The organism is Legionella sp. PC1000 (assembly GCF_014109805.1).
Lineage (GTDB): Bacteria > Pseudomonadota > Gammaproteobacteria > Legionellales > Legionellaceae > Legionella > Legionella resiliens.
Genome location: NZ_CP059400.1, coordinates 1,052,168 through 1,067,964 on the forward strand (window position 1 = coordinate 1,052,168; position 15,797 = coordinate 1,067,964).

Genomic DNA, 15,797 nt, shown 5'->3' on the forward strand with positions numbered 1-15,797 from the left:
TTTCCGAGCGAGTAGTTAAATTGATTTCCAATCGTATCGATCTTCGTTCTTATCATACCGAAAGTTGTAGTCATGCTCATGATTTTGCGCAATTGGTTTTACCTCTCGCAGGCTCCATGGAGTTAGAGTCAGGTCTTTATTCGGGTGTGGTGGATACGCATGTAGGTGCATTTATTGCACCTAATGAACGGCATTGTTTTGCAGGAAGTCAGAAAAATCTTTTTTTAGTGGTTGATGTGGCTGCCCAAAATCATCTATTTGAAGATCGCAGATCGCATGCGTTTAATTTAACTGCGGGCGTTAAAAAACTGTTACATTTTACACATCATTATTTAGCAGCTAAAGAAGGAGATTTCTTTACTGATTCTTTAATTAATCAATTACTTATTCATTTTACTACAAAATCTTTTTCGCCCGAGTCGGATCCAATAGCAATTAAGGCAAAAAACTGGATTGATCTGTATTTTGCGGATGCTGTAGATGTACGTAAAGTCGCACAGCACTGTCATTTGAGCGTAAGTCAATTACAACGTCGGTTCAAACATGCTTTGGGATCCAGCATGGCCGAGTATTGGCGATTTAAAAAATTACACCACGCAAAGCAACTGTTGTCTTCAAAAAATCTTTCTATTGAAGCCATCGCTTTTGCAGTGGGTTATGAAAATTTACCTGCATTTAGTCGACGATTCAGTAAAGTATTTGGTGAGTCGCCTTCTCAATGGAGAACAAAAGCGTTATCAGCAAATAAAATGCGTGAACCAGATAACTCATGCTGATTTTAAAATTGATAAACTACTGATTCGTTTTTCAATTTAAAGAAGTGATTTATAATGAAAAAATCCAACGCTTATTTTCTGCAAGGCATGCTTTTTCTTATCCTGGCGCAAATTATGGTAGGCGTGAATATTGTTTTTTCCAAGTACGTGCTTTCCTCAATTCCCATTCTCTTTCTATTAACGCTTCGGTTTACTTTGGCAACACTCATTTTATTACCCTTACATTGGCTGACACCTGCCAAAAGCAAACCGGTTCGTTATTATTTTTCCCAATTAAAGCAAAAAGATTGGATTTTTATTGGTGCCCAGGCAATCTCTGCAGGGGTGTTGTTTAATTTCCTTATTTTATGGGGATTAAATTACACTGATGCCAATGTGGCAGGCATTATTACCAGTGCTTTACCTGCAATTATTGCGATGATGTCCTGGATTATTCTTGGGGAAAAAATTTCAGGGAAGAAAGCCATTTGTGTGGGTTTTGCTACACTGGGATTAGTTGTTATCGCATGCGATAAATTAGCTGGCGTGCGGGTAAATCATTCTTTTTGGGGGGATGCGCTTGTTTTAATCTCCCTTTTGCCTGAAGCAACTTATTATATTTTAAGTAAAATGCATAAAAATTCTCTTCCAGTATTTTTAATTTCTTCTCTGCTTAATGCAATTAATGCTTTTTTATTATTACTTTGCCTGAGCTTTAGTACCTGGAAAAGTTTAACCATCCCGCCTTTAGACTGGCTTATTTTGATCATTTTAGGTTTAAGCTCGGGTCTTTTTTACGTTTTTTGGAGTTTTGGTTGTCAGAGGGTGGATGGTGTAATGACTTCATTATCAACTGCTGTGATGCCATTAGCTACAGTGCTCATCGCGTGGATGTTGCTTGGTGAGCATTTAACTCCCGGACAGGCTATCGGGATGGGCATGGTTATTCTTTCTATTGCTGTATATGCAAAACGGTAGAGCAGATAATTTTATGAGCCATTTGCTTTATTAGATGATTTTTTTCAGATCAGGAGGGTGTGACCTCGCATTAATACATAAGTCATTAACAGTAAGGACTTATTTCATTAATGATCTTTGTAATATCAATTTGTCGTTTTAATATCCCATTATTCAAGTATAATAATCCCTTTTTTTCTAATTCACTCGAGTTGTAAAAAGCGTGCAAGCCAAATTCGAATTATTTAATGAATTGCCCCCAGAAATCCGAAGAGAAATAGCACAATGTTTATCAACTCCTGATTTAGTAAATTTTACTATGGCATCAAAGAAGCATTGGGATTTTTTTAAGCCCATATTGAATGTCCGTAAATTATTAAACCATATTGTACGCGGTGAGTACGATTCGGTTCAATCGATATTAAAAAACGATAGGAGTTTAATTTTTAAAAGAGGCAGAGTGACCGATTGCTCTGGTCGAATCTTTGAAAATATTAGCGCCTTTGAATACGCACTTTGGGCCTTGGATAAACATATGTGGTCGATGATGCTTGAATGCTTACCCCAAAACGAAGAAGGTAAAAAGATATTAGCAATGCTACTTTCTCAATATCATAACGTAAATACAAAAGGGGTAACTTACAGGCTTAATGGAGAAACAGTCACAGAGAGTCATTTTGATTTCAAGAACACCATCATTAAAGAACTGCAAATGCAAGTCGATTCTATACATGCACCTGGGGATAAGGATTGGGTTGCCATTGATAAGCAATGGAGAGAAGGTGTTGGTAGTTCACAAAAGAACCTTCCTATGCATGTTGTTTATGAATACTGCTCTGATATGCCTTTTTATCCTATGCCTGAATTTACTTCCCGGCCAAAATCATCAAAGAAATTTTATAATTGGATAACTGAAAAGATGGAAAATTGGTTTGAGGATAATTCTAAATTGGGTAGTGATTTTGCAATATATAAGGCGCGGCAAACGACGTGCGGGTCGGGGGGCGCGTGGGGGCGTGTTCCCACTGGGATGCTGAGTGTGTTTGTGGCCGACCTGGATTTAGCCGCCATAGAGACATTATGTGAAGTAAGAACAAAGGAGTTTATCAATCTTGAGTCGCAACTTGAAGAACAGATGATGGTTGATAACCAGCACAAAGCACGTCAAAATTTCCCAAAAACCATAGATCCTGGTATTTTCTTATTATCTATCTAATCCAGGCCTTTCTCCGATATTAAGAAGGAATCTAATGATTGCACAAAAAAAATGGGAGCATTTTTCTCATGAATCAGACATAGGGGTGAGGGGGTGCGGATCTACAATAGCCGAGGCTTTTGCAATGGGCGCTTTGGCCCTGACCAATGTGATTACTAGCTCAGAATTAATCCAACCTCACAAGACGCTGCGTATAACGTGTGAGGCACCGAATCAGGAGATTTTATTTGTCGACTGGTTAAATGCCATTATTTATAACATGGCAATTCACAATATGCTGTTTAGTCAATTCGATGTTTCCATTAAGAGGCAGAAGTTAACTGCTATAATTGCAGGAGAGCTTGTGGATATCAATCGACATCAACCTGCAGTAGAGGTCAAAGGTGCTACGTTCACGGAGTTAAAAGTTTATCAAAGTGATGGCACCTGGGTGGCTCAATGTGTGGTGGACGTGTAATTTCTTTTTCATATCCTGTATTCCTTAATTTTTAAAATAAGCTCTTGGAGATAAGGTAGAAAATCAATGGAGTTAAACCGGTTAGAAAAAATTAGTGATTTTGAATGGCGAATCCCAAAACATGGGAAAATGCGTGTACCAGGGGTGATTTTTGCCTCAGAGGAGCTGATACTCAATATGGACATGAAAGTCTACGAACAAGTCACGAATGTGGCAACTTTACCTGGTATTGTTCACGGTTCATTTGCCATGCCTGATGCGCATTGGGGATATGGATTTCCTATTGGCGGTGTTGCTGCATTTGATCCTGACAATGAAGGAGTTGTCTCGGCTGGCGGTGTAGGTTTTGATATTTCATGCGGGGTAAGACTGTTATCCACAGGGCTTAAACGTGAAGAATTTGAACCGTATAAGGAACTTCTGGCAGATACACTGTTTGCTCATATTCCAGCAGGCGTAGGCAGCAAAAGTCGTATTCACCTCACCATGAAGCAAATGGATGATATGTTACGTGGCGGCGCGGTTTGGGCTGTAAAACAAGGATATGGCGAACGGGAAGATTTAGAGCGAATTGAAGATAATGGTCGTGTAGAAGGCGCATTGCCTGAGCATGTTTCAGAGCATGCAAAAAAACGACAAAAAAATGAAATGGGTACTTTAGGCTCAGGGAATCATTATTTGGAAATTCAAGAGGTCCGCCAGATATATTGTGAAAAAACCGCTGCCGCATTTGGTTTAGCACAGGGAGATGTGGTTGTGAGTATCCATTGCGGTTCGCGTGGTCTGGGCCATCAAATAGGAACTGATTTTTTGCGCTCCATGTTAATTTATGCTCAGCAGCATGGTATTCAACTCGTGGATCGCGAATTAGCTTGTGCGCCTATTCGTTCACCAATGGGCGAAAGCTATTTAGGTGCTATGCGTTCAGGAATAAATTGTGCTCTGGCAAATCGTGAAATCATTACCCATTTCATGCGTGAAGTTTTTCAGAAGGAAATGCCAGGAACCCAAATAAAACTTATTTACGATGTATCCCATAATACCTGTAAAGAAGAAACGCATCAGGTAGATGGTAAGACAATGCGTTTATTTGTTCATCGTAAAGGGGCAACTCGAGCTTTTGGCCCAGGCCACCCTCAATTAACAAAAGACTTTAGACAGGCAGGGCAACCAGTGATTATTGGCGGCAGTATGGGAACTGCGTCTTATATTCTCGTAGGCACGGCGAGTGCTGAAAATAAATCATTTGGTTCAGCCTGTCATGGTGCTGGACGTGCAATGAGTCGACATCAAGCAACCAAAAAATGGCGTGGCAGTGAAATCATTGAACAACTGGCGCAACGAGGGATTCTCATTCGCAGCAGTTCCTACCGTGGTGTAGCAGAAGAAGCTCCCGAGGCGTATAAGAATGTCGATTTTGTTGTGGATGCCGCGCAAGCATCCGGTTTAACCCAAAAAGTTGCAAGGCTTGCACCGATTGTTTGTATTAAAGGATAGGGTCTGTTTACAATTCTACTCTCTTGGCCAAAATGCTGCGATTTTATGCGCTCCGATACTCACATACTTTATGTATGCTCCGTTTCGGTGCTCTAAAATCGCAACATTTTGACTCAAGATAGCGAATTGTAATCAGACCCTGGTTATAGTTTACAATTCTACTCTCTTGGTCAGAATGCTGCGGTTTTATGCTCCCATACTCACATACTTTATGTATGCTTCGTTTCGGTGCTCTAAAATCGCAACATTTTGACTCAAGATAGCGAATTGTAATCAGACCCTGGTTATAGTTTACAATTCTACTCTCTTGGCCAAAATGCTGCGGTTTTATGCTCCGATATTCACATACTTTATGTATGCTTCGTTTCGGTGCTCTAAAATCGCAACATTTTGACTCAAGATAGCGAATTGTAATCAGACCCTGGTTATAGTTTACAATTCTACTCTCTTGGTCAGAATGCTGCGATTTTATGCGCTCCGATACTCACATACTTTATGTATGTTCCGTTTCGGTGTTCCTATTTGATTAGAAACATTTCTGAGCAAGTAAAATTCCAAACAGACCCTGAATGGGTTTGCCAGATTCATCAAGCTTATGCAATTTTCCCACGACTTCTTTATATTCCAAAATGGACCAGCCACAGTTTTGATAATAATGGTAGAGCTCCTCATGTTCTGCCAAATAAGTAAAGAATGTAGGTAATTCAAATTGTTCTGAGCGGATTGGAAAGACAAAAAAATGAATTCCTTGTGCTACTGTTGCCTCCTGTAATTCCTTTAAAAGAGATGGAATTCGTGCAGCATCTAAAAATTGCAGGGATACGGTTGCAATAACCAAATTATAAGCCTCTCTTTTAAGGGATAGAGGGGTGTGGAGATCATGAACTATGGGAGTCAGTGTCGTTATTTCTTCCTCATGAACGATTTGACGCATTTTCTTTATTGCTGCTTCATTATGATCTATTCCTGTTACTTCATGCCCCATGAGCGCTAGGAAAAGTGGGTTGCGGCCTGAACCACAGCCTATATCGAGTACTTTTAACTTATCCTTTTTCTGGAGGTAGGTGGTATAAACATAGTATAAATCGGTATGCACATTACCCAATTTGTATTTCTTATCAAAATAGCGATGTGGTTTACAATAAAAATCCAAAGATGCATTAAAAACAGCGCTAATGGGGATTATTTTGTGCCAGGATGCGGGGGGAATGACGAGGTGATTATTTTTTTCATTTAAATGGTGGCGAGATAATTCCTGTCCATTTCCATCAAGAAAAAGAAAATCAATTTCACCAGTATTAATTTGCAACTTGCCCCAAGTTCCCTCTTTAGTACTATGTTTTTCAAGGAAAAATTTGAGTTTCCCATCATGAGTTATTTGCAACTGTTTATAACAAATCAGGTCCTCATAAAAAGCAGTCATGCTTTTTTCTCCATGTCAGAATAAGTGGGTACGATCCCTTTCAGTTGAAATTATAGCTTTATTTGCATAGTGTATTAAAAGGATTAAGTATTATTTGTTGTTTCTTGCTCCAATTATGAGTAAGGCTACTTTATTTAATAGGTTAATTTTGAGATGAAGACCACGTTTAGCTTACATCCAGTAGCTCCATTCCAGCTGGAGTATACAGTCCTTGCGTTGCGTCGAAGAAGCAAAAATAATGTTGATCTTTGGGATGGGCACCGTTATACGCGATTATTGGTCATAGAGAATGTGCTTGTTAAAGTCGTCGTTGAGCAAAAAGAAATTAATAAACCAGAATTACTTTTATCCATTGACAGCCAAAACGAGGTATCTCAAAATCAAATCGCATCTCAAATAGAGAAAATGCTGGGTATAAAATGGGATCTAAACGATTTTTATCACCTGACACAACATGATGCTCAATTAAATCCACTTGTTGTTCAATTTAAGGGAGTTAAACCACCGCGATTTCCTTCTCTTTTTGAAGCGCTGGTTAATGCGGTTTCCTGCCAGCAAATATCCCTTGATGCAGGATTGCACATTCAAAATCGATTGGCTGAATTTCTGAGCATGAGAATAAAGGAAAAGGAGCGCATTCTCTATGCATTTCCAAGACCAGAAGAAGTTGCTCATTGCACTGTTTCTGATTTAAAGAAAATAGGCTATAGCACCCATAAAAGTGAAACATTAAGGCAATTAGCAGTGGCAATCATGGAAGAAGAATCAAGTTTTGGATCTTTGGAAAACAAAGCAAATGGAGAGGTAATCGATTTTTTATGCCGTTTTAAAGGAATAGGGCGTTGGACTGCAGAATATGTTTTGTTGCGTGGTTTGGGGAGGATCGAGACTTTTCCTGGCGACGATATTGGTGCACAGAATAATTTATACCAATTGCTGCATCTTGATAAGAAACCTGATTATAAGAAAACAGCGGAAATTACTGCCAAATGGCATCCCTACGCAGGATTAGTTTATTTCCATTTATTATTACAGCGCTTGTATGATAAAAGAATCCTAAAATAGCCATACTTAAAAGAAATTTTGTTTTATAATAATTTTTTTTTATAAAAGTACAAGATCAGTTTCGTGAGTAAATTAAAAAGCGCATAAGGAATGTGAATGAATAATAAACCTCAAAGCTCAATGGAATCTACGAACTTTGATAAAGTATCTAATGTCTTAAAATGGATTCTTTTAATTACTGCAATTATCTGTTTCATCGTGCTGATTTGGGGTACTTATAAAACCTATCAGCTTGCCCCTCCTTTACCGCAGCAATTTCAATCCCCTTCTGGACAAATCGTGATGACCGCAGAGGATATAGTGGCTGGTAAAGCGGGTTTTCAACGCGCTGACCTTATGGATTATGGAAGTCTTTATGGAATGGGCTCTTATTTTGGAGAAGATTATACTGCAAAATACTTAGTCAGTCTTGGTAGACTCACCGAAGATAAAATAGCACAACAACATTTCGGTAAGCCCTTCATGAGTCTGACTGTAGGAGAACAATACACCGTGCGTCAAACGATGCAACAGGATCTGCAGAAAACTGATCTGAGTCAGCCAATCAGTATTTTGTCACAGCCAGTAGCCGATGCAATTGTGCAACTGCGTAAGCAAATTTCACACAATCTACTTAATCATGATCCAGAAACAGGTTGGACCAAAGCTTATAGCTTAAATGAGCAAAGTGCTTTACAAACGGCAGATTTCCTTATTTATTCTTCGCTCACTACGATTGCGCATAGACCCGGGCAAAATAGTTCCTATACCAATAATTGGCCCTATGAACCCACCATGGGAAATACGCCAACAGCCAATACCTTTTACTGGACTTGGGTATCGTTTTGTTTTGTATTTCTGGGGTTTGGAGCAATACTTTATATTTATCATCGATATTTGAGTGTGCCTGATGATGCATTGAGAACTCCCGTGTTTTTAGGGTTTGAGCCGCTGACACCAAGTCAGCGTAAGGTAGGGCAGTATTTTGTTGTCGTTGCACTTGTTTTACTGATCCAGATCACTGTGGGTGTGATTATGGCGCATTACTATACAGAGCGAACGGGTTTTTATGGAATTAATATTAATGATTATTTACCTTTTAATTTCTTGCGCGATGTACACATTCAAACACCAATCGTTTGGATCGCTCTTTCATGGGTGAGCGCTGCTGTTTTTATGGCTCCTCTCATCAGTAAAAAGGAAGCGAAAAGACAAGGCTTTTTAGTTGATCTTTTGTTTTGGGTCACCTTGTTTATTGTTGGCGGAGCGCTTGTTGGCAATTATTTGGGGATTATGGGTTATGTGAATGAATCCTGGTTTTGGATCGGCAATCAGGGATTGTCCTATCTACAGCTTGGTCGCTTATGGCAAATTGGATTTTGTTTAGGGCTTTTTCTGTGGAGCTTTATTATTTTTCGTGGTATGTGGCCTACCTGGCATGGCTTAAAAACTGCTACTGTTGAGTTTTGGACTGGGCGTATTCGTTTAGAGCATCTTTTTTGGGCAAGCACGATGAATATTGCTGTATTGTATTGTTTTGGAATGATCCCTTTAACGGGAATTGAAAAATCATTCACAATCACTGATTTTTGGCGCTGGTGGGTAGTTCATCTTTGGGTGGAGCAGTCATTTGAATTTTTTGCTGCGTGCGCCACTGCTTATCTTTTAATGGGAACAGGATTGGTTTCACGTTCTCTAGCAGAACGTACAATGTATTTTGAAACAATTTTAATCTTTTTAGGCGGGATCATTGGAACTGGCCATCACTGGTATTGGACAGGGACGCCGGATATCTGGGTACCACTAGGAACTATGTTTTCCTTTATTGAAGTATTGCCTTTGGTTCTCCTCATTATTGATGCCATCGAACATCATCAATTGATTAAGGGCCAACGTGCATTTACTTATAATTTGGCTTTTCTCTATATTTTGGGAGCATCCTTTTGGAATTTTGTTGGTGCAGGAGTATTTGGTGGGGGGACACTCAATGCGCCACTTATAAACTATTATGAGCATGGGACATTCCTTACTTTAAACCATGCGCATACCGCATTATTTGGTGCATTTGGTTTGCTTGGCCTAGGTTTAATTTATTTTTGTTTGCGCTATGCGGCTGGTGATCGGTTTGCTTGGAGTGATCGTTTAGGAACTTGGGCATTTTGGTTGTATAACCTAGGTCTTGTTTTATGGATTGTGTTGAATTTCTTTCCTATTGGTTGGGCGCAATTAATGGATGTTTATGAACATGGCTTTGCCCATGCAAGAAGCCTTGAATTTTATAATACAACATTGTTATGGCAATGGTTGCGATTGCCCGGAGATGTCGTATTTGCTCTAGGTGCATTATTCATGGCCTATGATTTTATTAAAAAGTTAGGTCCCTTTTTCCCAAGATGGTCGGGAGCTAAGCAATTAGAACAGCATCTTGTTCGCGATATTTAGAGGAAAAAGCAATCCAGAAGGAAGATATAATTATGTCTGAGCTTTTTACGATTGGCCACTCAACGCATACTTTGCAGGAGTTTTTTGAAATAATCCATGCCCATCAAATAACTCATGTTGTTGATGTGCGAACCATACCCAAATCGCGCAAGGTTCCTTGGTTTAATAAAGAGGAATTCAAGAAATCGCTTGAAAAAGAAAAAATTGCTTATACACACTTACCTAAATTAGGAGGGTTACGTAAAGTTGAAAAAAACTCCATCAATATGGGGTGGAAAAATGAAAGTTTTAGAGGATTTGCTGATTACATGCAAACTGAGAGGTTTCTCGAAGGCCTTAGTGAATTAAATAACTTAATTAAGAAGAGCCCTAAGGTGGCGATCCTGTGCGCTGAAGCAGTGCCCTGGCGATGTCATCGCTCGCTTATTGCTGATGCAGAGTTGATTCGAGATTATGCGGTTTGGGATATTATGAACAAAACCACTGCGAATCCTCATCAATTAACTTCCTTTGCGGTGGTAGACAGAAAGAAAAACCCAATACAAATTTATTACCCCTAGTCATTTCTTATCGCAACAAAATTGGATTCATAGTGATGTAATTACTGGTAGACTCGCTGGCTTAATTCAAGCTGTTCGATTCTTCCAAAGAGTTTTGGTCCGTATCATCCTTCTTAGTTGTTATTCTGACTCCATTGAAACCCAATGGTGAAATATGAGTACCATACTGCTGTACATTTTTAAAAAGAGTATAAAAATTCGGAAGTTTATAGGTTGATGCAGAAACGGTATCTTTTTTTTGCAGAGCGTTCTCAATAGATTGGCAATTTTCTTCCTGGGCTTGCTCGAAGTTAGATACTCCAGCGATTAACAGATTCAAATCTGGTGATAATGATTGAAGCCAGTGATAAAATGTCATCTCGCGTCTGAAGTAGTTATCCTCAAGCGGATAAATACATTTCCCCTGGTTATAGTTTTTCTCGGTTAATACGACCACCTGCTTGATTCCAAATTCTTTTAATTGCCCCAATGTTGGTAGTTTTGTAGCGTCAATGGCAGTGAATCCATGATTGGGTTCGAGGATTAAACCTAATGAAGCGTCATGTGATGTAGGTGATTGTGATAACAGTTGGTCACGCGGTAAAGCGTCTTGTAGCTGATCCATTATCCGTGTTTGGGAAGTTTGATCATTCATTATGGATAGCTGCCAAATGCAATCAACACCATTCATATATAATGCGCTTGCAACAGGGGCTTCATGGCCGGTAAAGTTTATAAACAATGTATTGTCGAGCCTATGTTGCGTATTTAATTCGGCTAATACAGCATGTGTGTTGTCCCTAAACACCTCATCAACGGCTTTTGTTATAAAGTCCCGTCCTTTGGGTATCACATCAGACGGACTCTTAAGACGAATGAAATGAAGTTCACTTCCAAACCTGGATAATACCTTTTGTGAGGGGGTCACAATGTCTACTAATGTCTGTAAATCATGTTGGGTTCTTCTCATTTCAAAGCTTTTTGGGGGATCTTGTTTTACAGGGGGATTTTGCAAGGCATTTATTTGATGGGTGATGAGCTTTACTTTGAGTAACTCATCGATAGGGATCTTAAACGCAAAATTGCCGTCTATATTTTCTACTGAAACACCTAAATACTTTTTAAAGAAATTATCGCGTAATCTATATTTATTGATCCTGCTTGCCTCAACATTACCATGCTCAATTTTGCTAAAAATCAAAAGACAGTTTTCATTTTCTAAAAACTCTATTTTATCTTGGTAGTAACCAAAATCTTCGGTCTCGTCAATTACTGCATTTAAAGCATCTATAATCAGTTGTATCTCAGGTTTCATTTATTCACTATCTAAAAGTTACTGTCTCGAAAATTAATAAGATACCTGAAACAAATCTGTGGGGTATGACGCGTCAAGCACTTATTTGTATAATTATTGTACTATTATAAATGAATAACATTAACGACAAATTAAGAGGGTATGGATATTAGCCATGGAATGATCGGGATAAAGGGTTCTATTACGCATGAAGAGCGGAGCTGGATTCCGCGTATAAAAACGCGGAATGTAGCCTTTTTGATTTTATATCATCTGGCTCGTTACTGGAGTTCATTTCTAACCAAATATTTAAAGACCGATGTTTATTGTATTTTCGCTGTCTAATGTGGTCTCATTGATAATCTTATATATTGAGTCACGAACCTGTCTAGGCACGTTATTACTAAAGATTAGGTGTATGTCATCTTTATTTTCTCTCGAAACAGCTAATTGAATCATTTGCGATCTGCTTCCTGTAATATTCTTTTGGTATAGGTAAGAAGGACGTCCTTCTACTATTCCAACTCCAGCTCCTTGATTCATAAACATGAACCCTGCCTTATTAAGAAATGCTTCAATTCTTTCAAATTTCATTATTAGTACCCAGTTAATAAATAAAAGTGGCATTATGAATAAAATTTATATTAATTTCAATTCATTATTTGTTATTGCGTGTGGACTTGGGATCAGAGAGGTTAATCTATTTCACAGAACGAATGTTTTGATATACTTTAGATGAATCCAATATTAAATCTGTGTGACATGTACATCAAATCCGGCCAATTAATTTTCTCGCCATCCGATCTTACCCAATTTATGGAGAGTCCTTTTGTATCTTGGATAGAACATCTTGCAGTGGTGCACCCTGATTTATTGCCTAAACCCGATGCAAAAGACGAATTAATTGATGTATTGCAACATTTGGGAAACCAGCACGAATTGGAACTCTTGGCATTATTTGAAGAGCAGGGATTATCCGTTGCTAATTTGCATCGACATCCCAACTCTTATGATGCAACCCTAACTGCCATGAATGATGGAGTAGATGTGATATATCAGGCGCATTTGCAATTGCCTCCATTTCAGGGATACGCTGATTTTCTAATAAAGAAAGCAGGTAAAAGTCGATTGGGTGATTATTACTATGAAGTTTGGGATACTAAGCTTTCCCGATCGGTAAAACCAGGTTTTCTGCTGCAATTATGTTGCTATGCGGAAATGCTTGAAGCAATGCAGGGCAGTAGAACAGAATACATTACGATAACTTTAGGTAATAAGGAAAAAAGACGCTTTCGTACCGCCGATTATTTTTATTTTTATCAAAATCTGAAACAACAGTTTTTATTGGCGCATCAAAATTTTGCTCTTAATGCCTGCCCTGATCCTGCTGTATCTAAAAGTTGGGGCAGATGGAGTACTTATGCTGAGGAGTTATTAGCTAAAGAAGATCATTTGATCCAGGTCGCAACCATTACCTCAGGGCAAATCAAAAAACTGCAGCAAGCAGGAATTAAAACCATGACTGCATTGGCTCATGCAAATTGTTCTTGGATCAAAGGGATTAAACCGGAACGTTTTGCACGTTTGCAAGCACAAGCTAAAATCCAAAAGAAAAGTAGCGGCAAAGATACTCCGTTATATCAGATACTTCCTCATGTCCCGGGACAAAAGCAAGGCTTGGCGCTGCTGCCTCCTGCATCACTGTCCGATATATTTTTTGATATTGAAGGTTTTCCTCTTGAGGAAGGGGGGCTGGAATATCTTTGGGGTATTGCTTATTTTGATGAAAATGGCCAGCGCCAATATAAGGATTTTTGGGCTCATGATGCAGAGCAGGAAAAAGAAAGTTTTCAAGCTTTTGTGAAGTGGGCTTATGAACGTTGGCAAGAAGATCCACACATGCATATTTATCATTATGCCAATTATGAAATTTCTGCTTGCCGCAAATTAATGGGGCGGTATGGTGTTTGTGAGGATGAAGTGGATCAGCTCTTACGTAATGAAGTTTTTGTTGATTTATATAAAATTGTTAAAACATCTCTAATTATTGGCGAGCCACGCTATTCCATCAAAAATATAGAGCATTTATATCGAGGGAAACGAGATACAGAGGTGGGGTCCGGGGGCGACTCAGTCGTTGTTTATGAACATTGGCGGGAAAATCCAGATGGGGCAAGTTGGCACACGTCCAAAATATTAAATGACATCCGCGTTTATAATATGGATGATTGTAATTCCACTCAGGAACTGGTGGATTGGCTAAGGGCGCGGCAAAAGGAAGAAGGTATATACTACTTAGGTAAAACTGAGCGTGTTGAGCTTGAGATTAAGGAAGAGGTCAGTGAGCGTGTTCAATTGCGCGATCGATTATTGGCACAAGCAGAACGTTTAAAGTCTGAAGGGAACATAGAATTAGCGAAAATACATTTGATTTTTGCATGGTCTATAGAATTTCACCGACGTGAAGCGAAACCGGTGTTTTGGCGTATGTTTGAGCGATTGGGGCTAACTGGAGAGGATCTACTCGATGATATTGATTGTTTGGCCTATTGCCGACGAACCGCTAAACCACCCTACAAGCCCTCGCCAAAATCACGCAATATGGCCTATGAGTATTTTTTTGATCCGGAACAGGAGTTTAAAGGAGCTGCCAAGCAATATTTCATTTTAGATAAAGAAACAGAAGACGGTAAGACGGTTACCGCAAATTATTATGAAGAAGACAGCGATCTGGAGCATGGGATTATTGTCTTGCAAATGAAAAATGAATTGGCTGATCCAATTACTTTAATTCCTAATGAATATGTAGATCCCCATTCGATTCCTGATGCGATTGCAAAACAGGCTGCATTATTTGAGCAAGGCATGCTTGAAAATACTGCGATATTGGATTTTCTGAGCAAATCATATCCGCGAATTAAAGATCATCCTCAAGGATTCGCGATTGCGCCAAGTCATCATCCTGAAGAACGATTAACTGAAATTATTCGTGCTGTTTTAAATTTAAATAATAGTTATCTTACTCTTCAAGGTCCTCCCGGTGCAGGTAAAACCTATACTGGAAAGCATTTAATCGCAGAACTCATTCGGAGAGGAAAAAAAGTGGGTATCTCGTCCAATAGTCATAAAGCAATCAATAACTTATTGCTGAATACAGTTACCTATTGCCATAAGGAAGGGATTAAGGGACATTTTGCATGCGCTCGTAATACAGATGGAGAAATTGAAGCTTTAAACATTACAGTTTTGGAGAATAAAAAAATTGTTGATTTTATTCAACCGGGATGTGTTGTAGGGGCTACAGCTTGGGGATTTACCAGAGAAGAACTCGTTGATGCTTTTGATTATCTTTTTATTGATGAGGCAGGACAAGTCAGTGTTGCAAACTTGATTGCCATGAGTCGTTCAACCCGCAACATGATACTCATGGGTGATCAAATGCAGTTGGGTCAGCCTTCCCAAGGAAGCCATCCAGAAGAAAGTGGTTTATCTATCTTAGAATACTTGTTACATACAACGCCAACAATTCCAGATTCCATGGGGGTTTTTCTAGGGACTACCTATAGAATGCATCCCGCGGTAAATCAATTGGTTAGTGATGCGATTTATGAGGGAAAACTGGAAACTGCTCCTGAAAATGCCCATCAAGCAATAAGCATCCCAAAGGGATATCAAGGTGTGCTGAATAAAGAAGCCGGAATTATTTCTGTACCCGTCATGCATGAGGGAAATACGCAATCCAGCGATGAGGAAGTAGAACAAATTGTCTTATTAGCCAGGGAGCTTTTAGGTCGGACTTTTAAGGCAAAAGATGGGTCGCAAAAAGCAATCAGTTGGGAGGATATCCTTTTTGTCGCCCCATACAATCATCAGGTGAATAAACTGAAAATGGCACTGGGTGAACAGGCTAAAGTAGGAAGTGTGGATAAATTTCAAGGACAGGAAGCGCCCATTGTTTTTTTGAGCATGTGTGCGAGCAATGCAGATGAATCTCCTCGAGGGCTTAATTTTCTTTTTGATAAAAACAGAATAAATGTTGCGGTTTCAAGAGCTCAGTGTCTGGCAATTGTTGTTTATTCTCCTTTTTTACTTGAAACTATTCCTACGAATGTCGAGCAAATGGCGATGATGAATGTATTTTGCCAATTGGTAAAAAATTAGAGGATCTTAGAA

General features: G+C 39.1%; 12 protein-coding genes. 9 read left to right on the top strand and 3 right to left on the bottom strand.

The annotated features are described in order from the left end of the window. Window positions 1-20 precede the first annotated feature (20 nt). From FOLKNPGA_RS04685 to FOLKNPGA_RS04705, 5 genes are all read left to right on the top strand, one after another. Window positions 21-776: an AraC family transcriptional regulator gene (locus FOLKNPGA_RS04685; protein ID WP_182351901.1), complete on the top strand. Its 756-nt coding sequence runs from the start codon at window positions 21-23 to the stop codon at window positions 774-776. Between the two features lie 54 nt (window positions 777-830). Next, window positions 831-1,733 carry a DMT family transporter gene (locus FOLKNPGA_RS04690; RefSeq protein WP_182351902.1) on the top strand — a complete coding sequence of 301 codons (903 nt, stop codon included), beginning with the start codon at window positions 831-833 and terminating at the stop codon, window positions 1,731-1,733. A 202-nt stretch (window positions 1,734-1,935) separates the two neighbouring features. Next, on the top strand, window positions 1,936-2,928 hold the full coding sequence (locus FOLKNPGA_RS04695; RefSeq protein ID WP_182351903.1) for an F-box protein: 993 nt from the start codon (window positions 1,936-1,938) through the stop codon (window positions 2,926-2,928). 34 nt (window positions 2,929-2,962) lie between these two features. Next, a complete protein-coding gene (locus FOLKNPGA_RS04700; RefSeq protein ID WP_182351904.1) occupies window positions 2,963-3,385 on the top strand; it encodes an archease in 423 nt (140 codons plus the stop codon). A gap of 66 nt (window positions 3,386-3,451) precedes the next feature. Further along, window positions 3,452-4,882 (top strand): RtcB family protein, encoded by a 1,431-nt coding sequence (locus FOLKNPGA_RS04705; RefSeq protein ID WP_182351905.1) that lies wholly within the window; start codon window positions 3,452-3,454, stop codon window positions 4,880-4,882. A gap of 526 nt (window positions 4,883-5,408) precedes the next feature. Here FOLKNPGA_RS04705 and tehB read toward each other — a convergent pair. After that, window positions 5,409-6,305: an SAM-dependent methyltransferase TehB gene (tehB, locus tag FOLKNPGA_RS04710; protein WP_182351906.1), complete on the bottom strand. Its 897-nt coding sequence runs from the start codon at window positions 6,303-6,305 to the stop codon at window positions 5,409-5,411. A gap of 153 nt (window positions 6,306-6,458) precedes the next feature. On the opposite strand from tehB, the gene FOLKNPGA_RS04715 reads away from it, so the two are divergent. The 3 genes from FOLKNPGA_RS04715 to FOLKNPGA_RS04725 all read left to right on the top strand — a co-directional run bounded on the left by FOLKNPGA_RS04715 (window position 6,459) and on the right by FOLKNPGA_RS04725 (window position 10,351). Next, the gene (locus tag FOLKNPGA_RS04715; protein WP_182351907.1) at window positions 6,459-7,370 is read left to right on the top strand and encodes a DNA-3-methyladenine glycosylase; all 912 of its coding nucleotides are present in this window, start codon (window positions 6,459-6,461) and stop codon (window positions 7,368-7,370) included. 96 nt (window positions 7,371-7,466) lie between these two features. Continuing rightward, complete coding sequence (locus FOLKNPGA_RS04720) at window positions 7,467-9,791, top strand: nitric-oxide reductase large subunit (protein WP_182351908.1); 2,325 nt, start codon at window positions 7,467-7,469, stop codon at window positions 9,789-9,791. 32 nt (window positions 9,792-9,823) lie between these two features. Continuing rightward, window positions 9,824-10,351, top strand: a complete 528-nt coding sequence (locus FOLKNPGA_RS04725; RefSeq protein ID WP_182351909.1) for a DUF488 family protein — start codon at window positions 9,824-9,826, stop codon at window positions 10,349-10,351. Window positions 10,352-10,412: 61 nt separating this feature from the next. Here FOLKNPGA_RS04725 and FOLKNPGA_RS04730 read toward each other — a convergent pair whose 3' ends face one another. Then, entirely contained in the window at window positions 10,413-11,645 is a 1,233-nt protein-coding gene (locus tag FOLKNPGA_RS04730) for a hypothetical protein (protein WP_232890661.1), read from the bottom strand. A 288-nt stretch (window positions 11,646-11,933) separates the two neighbouring features. Continuing rightward, complete coding sequence (locus tag FOLKNPGA_RS04735; protein WP_182351910.1) at window positions 11,934-12,218, bottom strand: hypothetical protein; 285 nt, start codon at window positions 12,216-12,218, stop codon at window positions 11,934-11,936. A 168-nt stretch (window positions 12,219-12,386) separates the two neighbouring features. On the opposite strand from FOLKNPGA_RS04735, the gene FOLKNPGA_RS04740 reads away from it, so the two are divergent. Beyond that, the gene (locus tag FOLKNPGA_RS04740; RefSeq protein WP_182352759.1) at window positions 12,387-15,785 is read left to right on the top strand and encodes a TM0106 family RecB-like putative nuclease; all 3,399 of its coding nucleotides are present in this window, start codon (window positions 12,387-12,389) and stop codon (window positions 15,783-15,785) included. The last annotated feature ends 12 nt before the right edge of the window (window positions 15,786-15,797 follow it).